Annotated in this window: 12 protein-coding genes and 2 pseudogenes; 3 read left to right on the top strand and 11 right to left on the bottom strand. The window is 61.3% G+C overall.

Annotation, left to right across the window (positions count from 1 at the left end):
• Window positions 1–270: 270 nt before the first annotated feature.
• Window positions 271–993, top strand: a pseudogene (locus QYS60_RS18715) (IS110 family transposase); the annotation flags it as partial.
• A 114-nt stretch (window positions 994–1,107) separates the two neighbouring features.
• Here the strand turns inward: QYS60_RS18715 and QYS60_RS18710 are convergent.
• Together QYS60_RS18710 and istA are read right to left on the bottom strand one after the other, a co-directional pair.
• On the bottom strand, window positions 1,108–1,854 hold the full coding sequence (locus QYS60_RS18710; RefSeq protein ID WP_371383915.1) for an ATP-binding protein: 747 nt from the start codon (window positions 1,852–1,854) through the stop codon (window positions 1,108–1,110).
• Complete coding sequence (gene istA, locus QYS60_RS18705) at window positions 1,851–3,413, bottom strand: IS21 family transposase (protein ID WP_371383914.1); 1,563 nt, start codon at window positions 3,411–3,413, stop codon at window positions 1,851–1,853. The genes QYS60_RS18710 and istA overlap by 4 nt, the downstream gene beginning before the upstream one ends.
• A 156-nt stretch (window positions 3,414–3,569) precedes the next feature.
• On the opposite strand from istA, the pseudogene QYS60_RS18700 reads away from it, so the two are divergent.
• Window positions 3,570–4,053 (top strand): annotated as a pseudogene (locus QYS60_RS18700) (transposase); the annotation flags it as partial.
• Window positions 4,054–4,233: 180 nt separating this feature from the next.
• Here the strand turns inward: QYS60_RS18700 and QYS60_RS18695 are convergent.
• Genes QYS60_RS18695 through dndB form a run of 5 tightly spaced genes read right to left on the bottom strand, consistent with a single transcriptional unit; the run spans window position 4,234 to window position 10,728 of the window.
• Window positions 4,234–5,715 (bottom strand): DNA phosphorothioation-associated putative methyltransferase, encoded by a 1,482-nt coding sequence (locus tag QYS60_RS18695; RefSeq protein WP_371383913.1) that lies wholly within the window; start codon window positions 5,713–5,715, stop codon window positions 4,234–4,236.
• A 3-nt stretch (window positions 5,716–5,718) separates the two neighbouring features.
• Window positions 5,719–6,099, bottom strand: coding sequence for a DNA sulfur modification protein DndE (gene dndE, locus QYS60_RS18690; protein WP_371383912.1), 381 nt, complete (start codon window positions 6,097–6,099; stop codon window positions 5,719–5,721).
• Between the two features lie 5 nt (window positions 6,100–6,104).
• A complete protein-coding gene (gene dndD / locus QYS60_RS18685; RefSeq protein WP_371383911.1) occupies window positions 6,105–8,078 on the bottom strand; it encodes a DNA sulfur modification protein DndD in 1,974 nt (657 codons plus the stop codon).
• A complete protein-coding gene (dndC, locus tag QYS60_RS18680; protein WP_371383910.1) occupies window positions 8,075–9,604 on the bottom strand; it encodes a DNA phosphorothioation system sulfurtransferase DndC in 1,530 nt (509 codons plus the stop codon). Before dndC ends, dndD begins: the two co-directional genes overlap by 4 nt.
• Window positions 9,601–10,728 (bottom strand): DNA sulfur modification protein DndB, encoded by a 1,128-nt coding sequence (dndB, locus tag QYS60_RS18675; protein ID WP_371383909.1) that lies wholly within the window; start codon window positions 10,726–10,728, stop codon window positions 9,601–9,603. The genes dndC and dndB overlap by 4 nt, the downstream gene beginning before the upstream one ends.
• A gap of 160 nt (window positions 10,729–10,888) precedes the next feature.
• Between dndB and dndA the strand changes: the two genes are divergently transcribed.
• Window positions 10,889–12,037 (top strand): cysteine desulfurase DndA, encoded by a 1,149-nt coding sequence (gene dndA / locus QYS60_RS18670; protein ID WP_371383908.1) that lies wholly within the window; start codon window positions 10,889–10,891, stop codon window positions 12,035–12,037.
• 141 nt (window positions 12,038–12,178) lie between these two features.
• Here the strand turns inward: dndA and QYS60_RS18665 are convergent, their stop codons facing one another.
• The 4 genes from QYS60_RS18665 to QYS60_RS18650 all read right to left on the bottom strand — a co-directional run bounded on the left by QYS60_RS18665 (window position 12,179) and on the right by QYS60_RS18650 (window position 16,805).
• A complete protein-coding gene (locus tag QYS60_RS18665; RefSeq protein ID WP_371383907.1) occupies window positions 12,179–12,910 on the bottom strand; it encodes an HNH endonuclease in 732 nt (243 codons plus the stop codon).
• 502 nt (window positions 12,911–13,412) lie between these two features.
• Entirely contained in the window at window positions 13,413–14,678 is a 1,266-nt protein-coding gene (locus QYS60_RS18660; RefSeq protein WP_371383906.1) for a hypothetical protein, read from the bottom strand.
• Window positions 14,679–14,685: 7 nt separating this feature from the next.
• Entirely contained in the window at window positions 14,686–15,636 is a 951-nt protein-coding gene (locus QYS60_RS18655) for a hypothetical protein (RefSeq protein ID WP_371383905.1), read from the bottom strand.
• The gene (locus QYS60_RS18650; RefSeq protein ID WP_371383904.1) at window positions 15,633–16,805 is read right to left on the bottom strand and encodes a protein phosphatase 2C domain-containing protein; all 1,173 of its coding nucleotides are present in this window, start codon (window positions 16,803–16,805) and stop codon (window positions 15,633–15,635) included. The genes QYS60_RS18655 and QYS60_RS18650 overlap by 4 nt, the downstream gene beginning before the upstream one ends.
• Window positions 16,806–16,809: the final 4 nt, after the last annotated feature.

Genomic DNA, 16,809 nt, shown 5'->3' with positions numbered 1-16,809 from the left:
CCTGACGCCGTCCCGGCAAGATCAACTTACTGAGAAAACCTCGTTATTTGCGGTCCTTCGCAGAAGGACTCCGGTCGCCAGACCCGGTATGACTCCTTGCCCCTGTCTCTCGCATGATCCGGGGGTGGTGTCGCCGGGTGTGGTGGCATCGACGGACCGCTGATAGGGACACGGCCAACCGAAGTAGGGTAGGTCTCTTTGTAACGTGGGTGTCGGGCGTCGATGCCGGATCGGCGGCCGGCCGACCGAGACACAAGGGACGACCCGGGAATGGACTCGAACTATGCGGTGTACTGCGGCATCGACGTCGGCAAAGGTGAGCACCACGCCGTCGGACTGACCGCCGCCGGGAAGAAGGTCTACGACAAGGCGTTGCCGAACGACGGAGCGAAGCTGCGGGCGGTCTTCGACCGCCTGGCCAGCCACGGATCGGTGCTGGTGGTCGTCGACCAACCCAATACGATCGGCGCCCTACCGGTCACCGTGGCCCGCGCCTGCGACCACGAGGTCGGCTACCTGCCCGGACTGGCGATGCGCCGCATCGTCGACCTGTACCCCGGACAGGCGAAAACAGACGCCCGCGACGCCTTCATCATCGCCGATACCGCCCGCACCATGCCGCACACCGTGCGCCGGGTCGACACCGGCGTCGCGGCCCTCGCCGAGCTCGAGGTCCTCGTCGGGTTCGACGACGATCTCGCCGGCGAGGCCACCCGGGTCAGCAACCGGATCCGCGGTCTGCTCACTTCCATCCAACCCGCCCTCGAGCGGGTCCTCGGCCTCCGGGTGGCACACCCGGCGGTCCTCGAGATCCTCTCCCGCTGCGGCGGGCCGGCCGGAATCCGCAAGGTCGGCAAGCGCAAACTCACCGCGATCGCGGTCAAGCACGCACCCCGCATGGGCACCCGACTTGTCGGTGAGATCCTTGCCGCCCTCGACGAGCAGACCGTGGTCGTGCCCGGCACCCAGGCCGCGGAGACCATCCTCCCCAAATGAGTATTTGGAGGCTTGAAGGCCACCGGGTATTGCCTCCCGGAACCACCGGTATTGCCGGCGGGGGCCAGTGTCCGCCACTCTCGGGGCCACCAGCCACCCGTCGACATCGTGTTACTCGTTCGCGGCGGCGTGCTCGCGCATATTATGCGTGCCGGTGTCGATCCAGATGGTGTTGTGGACGATGCGATCCATGATCGCATCGGCGTGGACACCAGAACCGAGCCTCTGATGCCAGTCCTTCTTCGCGTACTGCGTGCAGAACACCGTCGAGCCCGTGTCGTAGCGACGCTCGAGCAACTCCAGCAGCATGCTGCGCATCCCGTCATCAGGATGATCCAGCAGCCATTCGTCGATCACCAGCAGCGAGAACGCGGCGTACTTGTTGAGAAACTTCGTCTGACCGTGCGGCTTGTCCTTGGCCACAGCCCATGCTTCCTCGAGATCGGGCATGCGGATGTAGTGCGCCCGGATCCGGTGCTGGCAAGCCTGTTTGGCCAGCGCGCACCCCAGATACGATTTCCCGGACCCGGTGAATCCCTGGAACACCACGTTCTGCTGGCGTTCGATGAACGAGCAGGTGGCCAGCTGAGCGATCACCGCCCGGTCCAAACCTCGCTCCTCGATCAGGTCCACTCGGCGAAGGTCAGCGCCGGGATACCGCAGTCCGGCTCGGCGGATCAGCCCCTCGACCTTGGAATGGTTGAACGCCTGGTGAGCGTCGTCGACCACGAGTTGCAGTCGATCTGCGAATCCCATCCCGAGCACATGGACATCGTCTTGGGCCTCGATCGCGTCGAGAAGCGGCTGGGCACCCATCTCGCGGAGCTTTCGTTTGGTTTCGATATCTATCGTGCTCACTGAGCGCCTCCGCCGTAGTAGTCGGCGCCGCGGACGTAGCCACCGAGCTCATCGGGCTCTTCACGTGGTGGTCGTAGCCCGGCGGTCTTGTCCTGGCCGGTGACCAGGATCGGCTGCAGATGCGCATAGCGTGGTGAGCGCACCCTCCCGGTCAGAGCCAGGGCACATGCGGCTTCGACTCGCTCGGCGGAAAAACGCCGCGACAGGCGCAGCACCGCCAGTGCGGCGTCGAGTCCTTGCTCGTCGACGGGCACGGACTCGAAGATTCGATTGACCACGATCTGGGTTGCGGGTCCGATCCGCTGTGCCCATGCCCGGGCCCGGGCAGCATCCCACTGCTGATACTTCTCGCCCGCCGGTAGATCGGCGTCGTGGGTGCGGTACTGACCCGCCGCACCCACGGGCAGCAGGAGGTGACTGGACAGTCTCTCGGTGCCGCGGTAGATCTCCAGGGTGCGGGCGGTGATCCGCAGATCGACCTTGGTTCCGATGTGCGTCAGGGGCGCCGAGTAGTAGTTGCGTTCGAAGACCACGTGTCCGTTGCGGCCCACCCGGCGACCGTAGAGCCACCGACTGATCTCGTATGCCACCGCCGGCAACGCAGTCAGCAGCGGCTGTTCCTCGGCGGTGAACACACTGTGGCGGGATCCGGGGCGTTTCTGGAACGGCTCTCGGTTGTAGGCATGCATCCGCCCCGCGATCGCCGATTCGAGTTCGGGCAGCGTCGAGAACCGGTGTTCCCGCAGCCCGGCGATGACCCATGTGGCGACGTGCGAGACGGTGTTCTCCACGCTCGCTTTGTCTTTCGGCCGTCGAATGCGGCCCGGCAGTACCGCCGCGCAGTAGTGGGCGGCCAGTTCCCGGTAGGCGTCGTTGAGGACGATTTCACCCTCGCGCGGGTGCTTGATCACTCCAGTTTTGAGGTTGTCCGGCACAATCCTGGGCACCGAGCCACCGAAGAACTCGAACATCGCCACGTGTGCGCGAAGCCACGTGTCCTGCCGCATGTCCAGGGCGGGCCAGGCGAACGCGTATCTGCTGAAAGGCAAGCACGCCACGAACAAGTAGACCGTCCGGATCTGTCCGGATATCGGGTCGCTGAGCTCCATCGTCGGGCCCGACCAGTCGACCTCGACCGTCTGCGCGGCCTTGTGTCCTACACGGGAGGCTGCGCCGGTGATCAGTACATGCCGCTGGTAGGTCTTGCAGAACCGGTCGTAACCCATCGCCGGATCCCCGCCGGCCGTGCATGCATCGGTGTACTCGCCGTGCAGCAGCTTCAACGTGACGCCGACCTGGGCCATTTCCCGGTGTACTTGTTCCCAGTCGGGCTGGGCGAACACGCTTTCGTGCTCGCCGCGGCCCGGGAACAGGCGGGCGTACACGTCACTGTCGTCGAGGTCGGTGACATCGTCCCAGGTCGTCCCTGTCGCGTCGGCGGCGTCGAGGACCTCCGCGATACTCTTGCGGGACATGCCTTGGGATGCGGCGATCGCCCTGCCGGACAGGCCTTGCGCGCGAAGCTGCAGGACGAGCTTTGCTTTGATCTTCCGTACCATTACGGATCACTCCTTCCGCCATGTGCCCGATACACATGGCGGAAGGAGCCTAGAAAGACTGGCCCCCACGCACGTCGCTAGTGGCTCCCACACGCACTACTGCCGGAATTGGGTGGCGGCCCCCGATCCGAATACAGGTGGACCCCAGCAAGCCGAATATTCACCAAACTCGCCGACACCCTGAAAGAGACTCTCCAGCAACGGAAAATGGTTGCCGAGGACGTGGAGAGGGCGCTCGATGAACACCCTCTTTCCCGGGTCCTGACCTCGATGCCCGGCATCGGTTTCAGGACAGCAGCCCGGATCCTGATCGAGATCGGCGACGGCTCCGCCTTCGCCTCCGCCGCCCCTCTGGCGGCCTACGCCGACATCGCACCGGTCACCCGTAAATCGGGCTCCTCGATCCGTGGTGAGCACCCGGCCCGCTCCGGCAACAAACAAGCTCAAACGCGCGCTGTTCCTGTCCGCGTTCTCCGCCCTCCACAACCCCGCCAGTCGCGCCTACTACGACAAAAAGCGTGCCGAGAAGAAGAAGCACAACGCGGCCTTGATCTGCCTCGCCCGACGCCGCTACGACGTTCTCTACGCCATGCTGAAAAACAGGGAACTCTACCGGGCACCACTCCCCTCAGCGGCTTGACAGGAACCATAGGGACACCCCCCCGGAGACTCTTCGTGTATGGCTCGCACGTCAAGATCGTATATGTGTAGGGTCACGAATAGCTCGTCGGGGATCCTCGCGGTCCTTCGGTCAGGCGTCGCACCGGCACTCAAGCATATAGGCTTTGCTTGCTATCCAAGGGCCGGACGCCTGCCTTGCTTATGTAGCTCGATAGTTCTGATGATGCGGATGCAATCGTTCCAATCGATGTCCTCGGACGCGGCAGCCACATTCCTGAAGCGTCCGTTCCCATCCCTGCAGAAATCCAATTTGCTCAGGGTTGTTATACAAACCGGCCCGCACTTCAGCTGCAGTAAGTCGTTGGTACAGATCTCTTCTGCTATCGCTGCTGCCGACAAACTCTTCTTTGCGGTGCAAGAGAGGTGGATTGCCGGATTTGGTGTAGTCTCGCCAATCGACTGTTAGTTTGCGCAGGTTGACAGTCACCGCGGACTCAAGGGTCGGGTGTGCGTCTCGGTCAAAGTGTGGATAAGCTAGGTAGGAGACCTGCGGGTCAGTCACGGAAAATTTGACCATGTTGGCACGCTCGACGACGCCAGCAAGAATTCGCGCGCAGCCTTCGTACACCTGCAAGATTGGCGGGAGCTCGCCTAACGCAGAACGATGGACATACAACGCGGACGGAGTCTGCTTGCCAACCTTGGAACTTCGCGCCGACATGAGCACCATCATTCGATTTCCCACCGCCGCGAGCAGTCGGTCCCCCTGGTTGGTGAGATCTCTGTAGGTTCCGAAATGAATCTTGATATCACGCTGCAGAGTAGACCCTAGCTGCGAGAACATTGGTTTACGTCCGAAGCGCGACATCGCGGCGTACACCAGCAGTTCGGACCGACGTTGGATCCTAACCTGTTCCCAATGGGAGTCGTCCGTCACCTGGTAGATCAGATTGACTGCTCTTCCCAAAGTGCCGCTCGCATCCAAAACGCACGCTTCTGCTTCAGCGCTCAACTCGCCGCGCTTTGGCGGCCTTGCATGCGCAGTCAGAAAGTCGAACAACGGGGCGAGGTTCTCGCGGTTGCGCTCGTACTCTTCATGAGGATCGATGATTATGCGTGGTCGGTACTGGTAGACCCGATTCGCAAGAAAATCCTGCTGGGCGGCTTCGTCCCGAAAGACATAGAAGACGCCTGGTGCAGCGGCGAGCGGCTTTGTGCCTAGTACCGACTCGATCCATGCAGCCAGCTCGGATTGGTCGTAGAACTTCTGGAATGTCCCCATGCGGGTAAGGATCCCGTCCCCTACACGACGACCGACCAGCTCACGCGCCTCCCAGGTCAAGCGTGCAGAGACCACAAGAACATCTCGTGTGAGGCTCCAAGCGGATTTCAGTACCTGAGCACGCTCGATCGGATCCTCGATCACGTTGATGACGTATCCGAGGTTGACCACGTTCGACGAGACCATCTCGGCGTTCGGGCGGTGCGCGGGATCCCACCCAGACGCTGAAAAGCCGAGTCCTTGGAGGTGACGGATATCGCCGCCTCGACCGCACCCATAATCGAAGACGGTCGCCTCGCGCTCGATGATGCCATCGGACAGGGCAAGCCCCATCGGTCGTGACAACGCCGATCGGACCATAGCCGTCTTATGACGCGCGGTAGGTCCGATCGTTGTCATGCGCTACTCCGCGAGTGCCAGCTCCACGAGCCCTTCGATGTCGGAGGAACGTGTGTCCCCGATCAAGTATCCGATACCTCGGTGAAGATGTAGGCGGAATTGAGTAGCAAGTGTCTCCTCATCGAGGTCTAGTCCGTCGTTGTGGCATCGGACCCTCAGAGCGGCCCACAGAACATCACCGTGCGCGCCGGCAAACACTTTCCATGTCATCTCGACGTTGCTGTCAGTGACAATTCGGGCAGCCGGCGGCACAGAAGGTTCTGCCAGGGAACGACAGAGCGCCCAGCGGCACAGAACATTCCACTGGCCGATCCCGGTGCGTCGCTTCAGCGTCACTAATTGATCTCGCGCCGTCTTCGAGAGACGTACATGCTCGACTGTCACTACGTTTACTCCCAGAAGTATCCGGATCGAACCGACGTGGATGCGCTGTCGTGGTCGTAGTCAAGGCAGTATGACCGTCCGACATGCTTCTTGATTCGACGGAACGCTTGCTCGTCGATCTCCGTATCGGTCGACAGCAGGACGACCTGATGGCTCGCGAAAGGAAAGTACCGCTCGATAAGGTGCTCCCGGTGCTCCCCGTCGAGCCGGCCCAAAGGCGTATCGACGACGACCGGCAGTGGTTGCCCTGATGCTCGTGCCAGGCCCCACAGAAGCGATACCGCAAGCAACTGCCGTTCGCCTGCAGACAATTGGTTCGCGGGAAGCGGCTTGCCGCCCGGACCGGTGAGTTCCACGGTGTACGTTTCGGGATCGATCTGGACCGCGGTCACCAGTTTGTTCTTGCGCAACAGCCGATGGAGCGCCTCCAGGACGTACTCGCCGATACGTCCGAGGTAGCGCTTCTTCGCTGCGACCTGCAACGATTCCAGAGTCGCTCGGACTTTGTCCACATGCTCGACGATCCGTGTGTCGTCCTCGAGCGCAAGGTTCGCCTGTGCGTACTTCTCCAGGATTCGTTCGTAGTCGGCGTCGACCTTCGCCCGTTCAGTCCGTCGTACTGCGAGCTCCTCGTCCAATGTCGTGACCTTGGTTTCAGCACGGACGTAACGGTCCGAGGCCTCGTCGAGTGCTCGGCGCACCTCTTCGAGCGACTCAGGATCAGGCATGGCAACGAGTACGCGCTCGATCTGATCGAGTTCTTCGCGGATACCTCGTCGACGCTTCACCAGTTCACTGATTCGACGGCCACTCGAGGGAAGCGCAGTTTCACGCAGCACTCGGATGGAGTCCGGCCGCCCGAGGCCAGTGATGTCTTCGACGTCGACATCCTGGCTACGCTCTGCACGGTCTTGCTGCATGAACGTGGCGATCGCAGTGAGCACATTGTCTCCAGCGCCGCTGTCGCGAAGCAAAGTAAGCACCGAGTCGTCGCGCTTTGTGAGTACATCTGCCACGGCACGCCGATTCCACCATGTCGACTCGTCTGTTGCACGCGACTCGACCTCTTGAAGGAGATCGGTCACGAGAAGCAGAGGAGCGGCGTCGGACGCCTCGGCACGCAAGTCGTCATCGACCTGCCTGAGCGCTGCACGAAGGCCATCAGCGGCCTTTTCCGTCTCTGCTCGTGTTTCGGCGACTTCACCGCCCCGCGCCTGGTAATCCGATCTGGCTTCGGATCGCTCTTTGTCAGCGCGTTCGAGCTCGACGCGTGCCCGCGCCAAAGCTTCGACGGTCCCCTCTTCGAGTTGGCGGGCTCGCGTCACGAGTTCGCGCTTCGCCTCGACCTCGGACCTCAGAGACTCGGGAATCTGATTTGTTCGGTGCCGACGGCGCAACACCGACAGATCCGTCGCAAGTCTGTCGACAAGATCGAGTCCGAGGAGAGCCGAGAGCGCCGAGGCCAGGACCTCGCGCGACTTCTCCAAGTCTGCGAGTGCCTCGATCTGTTCTCCATCGAAGAAGAACAGTCCGGCGATTCCGCGAGGGAGGAACGTCTCAACGTGCTCGCTCCATGTAGAGGTCAAGACACGGTCAAGTCGACCGTCGACTTCCACATCGAGGCTCTCGCGCCCCGGGGCTTTTGCGCCACCCCATCGACGGCTGATCCGATAGACGTGTTCCTTCCCCTGTTGGAAAGCGCGGAACTCCAACTCCACTGCCGAGATCGACTTCGCAGGTGCTCCGCGATGCGTCAATCCGACTAGGTAATTCTCGTATCCACCCGCGCGACGCCCGTTCGGCTGCGCGAGTGCGCCGTACAGCGCGAGGTGAATCGCCTCCAGCACCGTGGTCTTGCCGGCACCGTTCAAGCCACCCACGAGAACAACCGGCTTCGTCTTTGATTTCGGCGTCAGAGTGATCGTGTGGCGACCCGAGAACGTGCCGACGTTCTGAAGAACCAGTTCGTCTAGGATCATCGCTCGCCACCTGCGCGGGCAGGCTGCACGTAGCCATCAGCGATGTCGAGCTCGTCAGGACCGTCCGTGGCTCGCAATCGGTCTACGGCACTTGCTCGGTCTGTTGCGCGCTGCAACGCGTCCCCTTCGTTCTCGTAGAACCCCTTGCGGAGTGCCTTCGTCAAAGAATCGAACAGTCCTGCACGGCGTGCTTGGGAGCGATGTCGCTGCTCGACGTCGAGCAGCTCGCGAACGAGCTCGAAATGGACGCGATCGTCGCCGACGACTTCCCGGAGGATTTCGACCGTATCCGGGCCGAGTGGCAAGTGCTCATCAAGTGGCCGCCCTGGATACTCCGCACCTGTGGTTTCGCGATAGATGATGGGCAGGCTGTCTTCGAACTCGTGCTTGTCCACCACCCAGATCCGGCGGATTTCTTCCAGTTCGTCCAGGGTGATGAGTTCGAGGTCCTGTACGTACGACGGTCCGTTCTCTCGAATCCAAGTCTGGGCTTCGAGCAGTTTCCGCACCCACCGCTCACGCGACTCTTGTGTGTACGGACCGGGGATGTTCCGGCCGTTGAACAGCTGCACCGATCCGTTCATCCGACGGAAGTCACGCAGGTGACGATCATCCTGAACATCGAGTTCGTCGCGCAGCTCGAGGAGCGGCAACATCCACTCCTTCTCCTCATCGTTCTGGATCATCGCCGACATCGACTTGTCCTTCTCGACAAGCGTGCACGTCCAGCAGCCGAACCGGCTGTCGCCACAGCTGGGCGTAGAAGAGTCGACGACAAGAGGACATTCGCCGTCGGACGAAGCTCCCTGGTACATGGTGAGGAGCTCCTTGTTCGAATAACCCCACGGGTTCTTGGTCTGCATCAGGAAGGTCCAGACGTCGTCGTTGGACCAATCCTCGACCGGCGAGTAGACGAGGCAATTGGGAAGAGAGCCGTTCGGGCTCAGCATGTCGCGAACGCGCTGACTTTCCAGCTCGGTCATCCGGTGGGAGCGTCCCGAGCTCTCTGCCTTTCGCGTACCGAGCACGAGGATCGCCTCGCCATGAGACTTCACCATACTGATGATGAAGTTGTTGGAAGGCTTGATCTTCAAGCGTTCGGTGCACCACCGGAACTTTGGCCGCGGCGCAGGATAGCCGCGACCGGCAAGATTCACCCAGAACGTGTCGGACACCGCCGGCGTGAGCCGATGAGGCTCGATGGGCAGACCCTGCTCCTGCGCAGCGTCTGCCATCGTGTTGAGCGAATGAGTGACCCATGCAGCAACCACGGGGTTCTCGACAAGAGTGTCCGTGCTGATCACGTGCACAGGCTTGGTGCGCTTCGCCGGCTCCAGTTGTGCAAGTGACATCCACACCAACTGCAGGACCGCGGTCGAGTCCTTACCGCCCGAATAACCGACGACCCACGGGATGGAATCCTCCAGATAGAGCTTCTGGGTCTGCTCGACCAGAGCCTCGATGGTGCCGGACAGTCCGAGATCATCGAATGCCGATCGTGGACGGATCGGCAGGTTGCGGGTCATCTTGAGTCACCTCGTCGAAAGTTGTTCTCGGCTTTTTGCTCGTCGTCAGATAGCGGAAGATTCAAGCGTGTTCTCAACAGTGCGGTAGTCAGCAGAACGTTGCCAGTGCTCTTCGAGACACGTCCGCCGGACAAGGCTCGACCTTCCCAGAGCTCTGAATTCGACCGGTGCCAATCGATTTCACGCAAGGGGCGGAGTGCGCGATCCCAGGACCGTTTGTCTCGACTGCGCTCAAGGAGCGCGTTTCCCACCTTGCCCAAAGCATGAAGAACGATTCCGTGGCTGTGGATAAAGTCCCGACGAATCTCCCCAGCCGTGACTTCGCGGGCACGAACCTGGGCCCATTCCGGGAACTGCTTTGCCACCACCGACCAGTAGTTCCCGACCAGCTCGGCACGCTTCTCGAGCGAGTCATCCTCGATACCCTCCAGCAATGCGCGATTCGCGTTGTACATCGCCGACAACGTGAACAGCTTCCGAGACCGCGCTGCCAGATTGCTCGTCTCGGTCTCGGTGAGGTCTCGATAGAAGTCCGAACTGAACACCGCCATCCGCGTGACCGCCGATAGATCGTCCCGATGGTCGTAGAGCACGCTGATAGACCGAGCCGGACGAATTGCGTACCGGTTGAGGTCAGCGAACATCTGCTGGCATCGTTCCAGACCGACGTCGATGAAGAGGACGATCGAGATCGTCTCGTCGCCGACATCGGGGTTCATCGTGAGCGCTTCTTCGATCGCCGCACGGCGATGTTGTCCGTCGTTGATGACGAAACGGGCGTCCATCGGTATACGGAGCGTGCCGATGCGGTCACTCGGACCGACACCGTCGGTGATCGGATCGAACTCCACGTCCGCGCTCACGGATGCAGTCAGGGCCGAGAACACGTAGCTGTCCGGATTCTCGACGATGTAGCGCGCCATCTCGGGTACGCGCGACCGGTTGAGGGTGCGTTGCGCACGTTGCTCGGGTAGCAGCTCCTCGTCATCGAAGGAGAACAAACGAGGGATCATGCGAAGCGGAAACATCGTCGAGTAGTACTCTCGACCAGCCTGAACCCCACGTATCGCCGGGAACACGTACTCGAACTCTCCACGCCGTGGAGTACCACTACGTCCGTTCACCGCACACCTGTCCGATCGCCACCAGTTGTACGGAACGGTACCGGTTCGTGTACGGAAATGCACATCCGAACACACCCCCCGCCTCATCCGAACACTACGTTCTCTACGAGTACAGTGAGGAACGATAGCTGCGCCGTCCGACACGGGAGATTCCAGACGTATGCCCAGTTCAGGACCTGTTTACCTCGACTGCAATGCGACCACCCCGGTCGATCCGGCAGTACTGGACGAGGTGATCCACTTCATGCGCGATGAGTACGGCAATGCGGGCAGCCGTACCCATACGTACGGTCAGCGCGCCAAGGAGCGCGTTAATCGCGCACGGGAAGAGGTTGCAGCCGGCGCGGATGCCAAGCCGGAGGAGGTCATCTTCACCAGCGGTGCAACGGAGAGCAACAACCTCGCGATTCTCGGACTCGAAGAACACGGTCGCAAGACCGGCAAGATGCATATCGTCACGACTGCCATCGAACACAAAGCTGTCCTCGAGCCGATCGAGCGCCTAGTACAACGCGGCTTCGAAGCCACCGTCCTGAAACCCGGACACGACGGCCGAGTCTCGGCCGAAGCAATCATCGAAGCGGTACGTCCCGACACTCTCTTGGTCTCGGTAATGGCTGCGAACAACGAGACCGGCGCCGTCCAGCCCGTCGACGACATTGCTCGATCCCTGGGCGACCACGATACGTACTTCCATGTGGATGCAGCGCAGGCCTTCGGCAAGGTGGAAAATATCGTGTCGAACAAACGCATAGACATGATCAGCATTTCCGGCCACAAGCTGTACGCGCCCAAAGGAATCGGCGCGCTCATCGTCCGCCGCCGGGGATACCGACGTGTTCCGCTCATACCGCTGATGGTCGGCGGAGGGCAGGAACGAGGACTCCGCCCCGGCACCCTTCCTGTTCCGCTCATCGCCGGACTGGGAACAGCAGTCTCGTCGGCGACGAAGGATCAAGCAGCCAGAGCGGCTCGCGTGGCCGAACTGCGGTCCGGCTTGGTCGAAGCCCTCACGCCCCTCAACGTGCGTATCAACGGATCCCTCGACAACACGCTCGCGAGCACTCTCAACTTCTCCGTCCCAGGGGTGGACGGGGAGGCAGCGATTCTCGCTTTGAAAGACGTAGTGGCGGTGTCCAACGGCTCCGCATGCACGTCGCAGAGCTACGAGCCCAGCCATGTCCTGAAAGCGATGGACCTCGACGACGACACCATCCACGGCGCTATTCGGGTCTCCTGGTCCCATCTTTCAGAGGATCCTCAGTGGGGACTTCTTGCCGAGAGACTCTCCCAGCTTGTGGTCCGCTAGAGGTCCGACACGAAATCGCCGACGGCCCGTGAGCTGTTTCAATACAGGTGGGGTTCACCCTCACGGGCCACCGTCTGTCAGCGATCGGCGACGCGTGTTGTGCTTCCACAGATTGCGAATCCGAAGGATCGATGCTCCGTGTCAAACGGATACGAAAATCTTGGTCCGATGCCAACCAAGGTATGCCCTGTCAGGTAGCTGCGCGGTACTCGGGAGAATCAATTTATCTGCCAACGGGGGCTTCCCGAACGCTCTATGTAGCGATTCGTCCTCTGTTAACACGCGCTCCAGGTCATGCGCATAGGTGATGGAGAGGTCTTCGGCAACTGTGATCAACCCCGTGTCGAAAGCAACATCGTGGGTAGGGCAGGCAGCCAATCCGTTCAGATGGTCGAGTCGCTCCTTGTTCGAGCTGTCTCGCCACGGCTTGATATGACTCGCGGTGAGCATCCTCGGTCGACGTCGGCCGCCGATGACACTGCTCATTCCACAGAAAACGCAACGATTGCCATGATTGGACATCACTGCTCTCGCGAATCGGTGTTGCCCGATTCGTACCGTTGAAGTAAGTACCCGCTGCGTTACTTCGATCGGGACATCCGTGCGATCGCGTGCCCACTTCTCGACCGCCCCTTCCAACTCGGACTCGATCTCACTCGCAACGAGTTCCTCCTGACCTGCGAGCCAGAGAGTTCCCCCGTTCTCCAGTTCGAGAAAATCCGGCAACACGGCGCGATCAATACCCTCGGCCCGAGCCGCCCTCAGAATACGAAGATAGACATCTTGCAGGAGTGCGCTATCCGACATCATCCGGGCCGAGACTTCGAGTTCGTGGCGTCCCCCATTGCTGCGTGTTCCGTCCAGGTTCGCCATCTTCGCGAGGATGCTCGTGGGCGGCCGCTTATACAGCTTCGCGAGTTCTTGCACAGGGAACCCCGCACGATGTGCGCTTCCACTACCGAAACGGCTGTGATCGACCAGTAACGATGCGCACAAGCAAAGGACGACTTCGCTCGGCACGAAGTTCACCTGTCTCTGCCCTGGTGTTACCGGTTGTCTGGCCAGAACCGAGCGCCATTCCACGCGGAGCACTTCGTCCGACGGCTCCAGAAAGTCACTGAGGCTGTGCATGCCCCGGCGATTCACCACGCTCCATACCTCCTGATCAAGATGCAATCCGCACCCAAGTCCGCCGGACAACAACTATCAACTTTGAGCTATCTTCGGGGCAAGCATGTAGACCAGAAAGATTTCGGCGAAATCCTCCCTTCCGCAGGCTTTCTCGGCGCCGTCCCCTGCACGCCTTCTCGCGATAACGCTTGAGGAGATTCTCGGTGCTTCGAATCCCCCGTCACGCGCCTCGCCGCGAGCGAGATCAGAACGGTTGCAGGTCCGGAGTCTCGTGACGAATCTGCTCCAAGGCTGCCATCCACTGCGACATCGGAGGTCTCGTACCTGCCACTCCCATCGATCGAGACCACAAACCGCTCAGCATCGTGGAACCGGTATCGCGTCCCCACTCCGCTGCTCGATCCGGATCGATCTCTGCATCCAAGCTCTTCGCCACCAGCATCCGGTAGGCGAAGAGCGCGAACTTGTAGCGGTCGGAATCCATTCGCACGACGGTTGACCCATTCCACTGAGGGTCTTCCCAGTTGGGACTATCGAGAGGGAGGCTCCTCGTGAACGGGAGACTGCCCTGGACACGCGACGAGTCGAAGTCGAGCACGCACAACTCGACGGGGTCGAGCGAGAACGTGAAGTTCATCCACGACAAGTCTCCGTAGACGATGTCGTTCCTGTGCATTCCGTCGAGAAATACGGCCACCAGATAGACGAGTTCGAGACGTTGTCGATCGTCGACCTCGAAGGGAAAAGGCACAGCACCCTGTTTGCGCGGGATCGCATGCTGCAGCTCACGCGCATGTTTCTTGGTCACCGAGCCGAACGTCATCTCGAAGTAGAACTGCCTACCGATCCTCGACATCGTGTAACCGATCAGTTCTCCGCCTCTTCGGACGGGGCTCTCGGGCCAGCACAGATGGATGGGATGCCCGGAAACCGCTGCCTCTACGTCCGTTCTTCTGTGGACGAGTTCTTCGAATTCACGGGTTCCTCGGGTCAGTGGCAAATCCCAGTACTTGGCAACTTGACCAGTGTTGTCGACCAGTCCGTACACAGCGCCCTGACCGCCGGCGCCGAGTTGTTGCTCACGCTCCAGACTCGCATCGTCCTCGTACTGAATGCCCCCGCGCAGAAGCAGCTTTCGTCGCCGTTCCTCAGCTCGTTGACGGCGCTGACGTGCAATCTCCTTCGCAGCCGATTTCGTAAGATCGACGGGCTCGGACCGTTCCGCGGGTAACGCTTCCCAGCTGCGGGCGGGATACTCAGGAGCCTTCGCAGGATCCGAGCGGGGAGGTTCGAGACTCCTGCCGGAGAAGAAGTCACTCTCCCACCAATCGTCGTGCGACATCTCCACATAGCCTGGTTCGGCCTGACTCAAAGGAGCGTGGTCACGAGTCTGGAACTCCGACGCAAGGACCATTCCCTTGTTTCGCCAACGCCTGCGCCGGCGCACCAATTCGCCCACAACAATCAGAAGCACGACCACGGCAGCGACGATCGCGACGACAAGTACCATCTAGCGCTTACCTCTTCGGAGGAGTCACGGGCCGGAACTCGCGTTCACCGGTGCCCAGTAGTTCGGGTTTCGGTTTCGGGGCTGCGACGGTCCGGCGCATCGTCGGCTGTACGGGAACGGTGAGGCGGTCACTCAACGCCGCTTCCCACACCCTCGCAGACGGTCGTGTCCCCTCGGGACCTGCTGCCTGACGAAGAAGCTCTCGCAATCGGTGGTCCATAGCCGGCTCGACGCCATCGAACGCGACACTATCGAGTTCGGTTGGCCGGCAGTCGATTTCCCCGCCGAGGACCCTCATCACTGCGAGTGCAAGCTTGTAGCAGTCGCGGTCGAACGTCGGCGCGGTGCGAGGTGCAGCGAAGGGATCGTCCCAGTCCGGCGTTTCGGCTTGGGGAAGAACAGGAGGTAAGCCGTCGGGTCGCATGCCATCGCAATCGATCAGCATCACACGCGGTTCCGGAGACAGTGACCAGAAGATGTTCGCGAAGGACAGGTCACCGATGACGATCCGGTGCTCGTGCAACACCCCCACCGCCCTCGCCAGGTTGCGAAGGATCGCGATTCGCTCCTTCAAAGTGGGAAGCGTGACGCCTGCGAACAATGGACTGGACTTCTTGGCCAGTAGTACACCAAGCTCGGACAATCGCCGCTTCCCGTGCGCTTGAAAGGTGAATTCCCTCGGCACCCGGGGCATGAGAAACCCGACCACGTTCTGAGCGTCACGTACGACCGAGCTCGGCCACGCAGCCCACTCGTCGACCGGACGCCCGCCATTGGACAGCTTGCCTCGCATGCCGATCAGTGCGTCGAGCGTCGAGGCAGAGAAACCAGGACCCGACGGACTGTGGTACCTCTTGAAGACCCGGGCCGGATCGTCTGCCAACTCGTAGACAGCGCCTTGACCACCGTCCCCGAGCTTCGGTCCCAGTTTCAGCGTCGCAAGGTTCGTGGCGTTCATCGCTGCGGTTCGCCGAATCGGAAGCCCACGATCGTTCGGTCGTCGTCGAACGACTTCACAGTCGCATCGAGGACCTTGAGCAGATCGGCCGGCGACGGTGCTGACGAACGCCAGAGCTGTGCCAACGCATCGGCATACTCACCGTTGGACTTGACCGGATCACCCACCCCGTCGGTAGCAAGGACGAGGGTCTCCCCCGGTCGGAAGATTTCCACCCATACCGAAGCCATGTGGTGGCCCGGGAGCGGATTCACCGAGTTGTCGATGAGGTCACCGGGCCCGGACTGGAGAGCCGGGCATGTCAGTTCGATCCACTCGCCACGCGACAACTTGAATGCCGGCGAATCTCCGATCTGGGCGAGAACCACGGTGCTCTCCCCCAACTGGGACGGATTGTCCAGCACAATTGCTGCTGTCAGAGTTGTGGATACCTCGGCGGCATCCACTTCTGCGTCGGTCGCCACCGAACGCAGCAAAGTGGCGATGTCCCGGAGAGACACTTCGGCAGGCGTGCGCGCGGAAACGATTTCCCCGAGAAGCGTCTCGTTTTCGACGATGGTCCTCGAGGCCAAGGCCGACCCGAGATGCGACGACTTCGCATTGCCCACTCCGTCCGAGACGGCCAGCGCGAGATAGTTGGTACCCCGCGAGAAGGCGAAATTGTCCTGGCGCACCTCTGCGAGATAGCGGTGGATATGCCCTCGGGCCGAAACTGCGCGCAAGTCACCGAGCTGGTCCTCGAGCCAGTCCATGACGGTATCCCGCACGGTTTCGAAGCTGCGCAAAGGCTGCTCGACAACCTTGCTCGGCATGGGCTTGAGTCGCGCAGGCGCTCCGAACGTGCGGTACGCGTGTTCGACAACCGGGGTGGTCGCTTGCTGAGGAACGGCAGCATCCGGAGTTACCACGGCACGCGGCGCCTCCGCGGGATGTTCCCAGTGTGGTTCGGCGGAAGCAGGCACTCGCTGTGGGCGCGCCGGCTCGGTCGGTGGCGGAGGCTGTGTCGGACGTGGAGGGTACGCGAAAGGCTCGGTACCCACAGGACGCTGCCAGTATTCGGACGCGTAGGAGTCTTCCCGGATGACGGGCTCTCCCTCTTCGAAGGACTCCGGGTTTATCAGGGCGGACTCGGGCGCATCGTTCCTGCTGTGCTCGGGGAAGTTGCTCATCGCG

The sequence above is a fragment of the Rhodococcus sp. GXMU-t2271 genome (genome assembly GCF_041414735.1).
Classification (GTDB): Bacteria; Actinomycetota; Actinomycetes; order Mycobacteriales; family Mycobacteriaceae; genus Rhodococcus; species Rhodococcus indonesiensis.
This window is presented reverse-complemented; position numbering and strand designations above follow the sequence as displayed.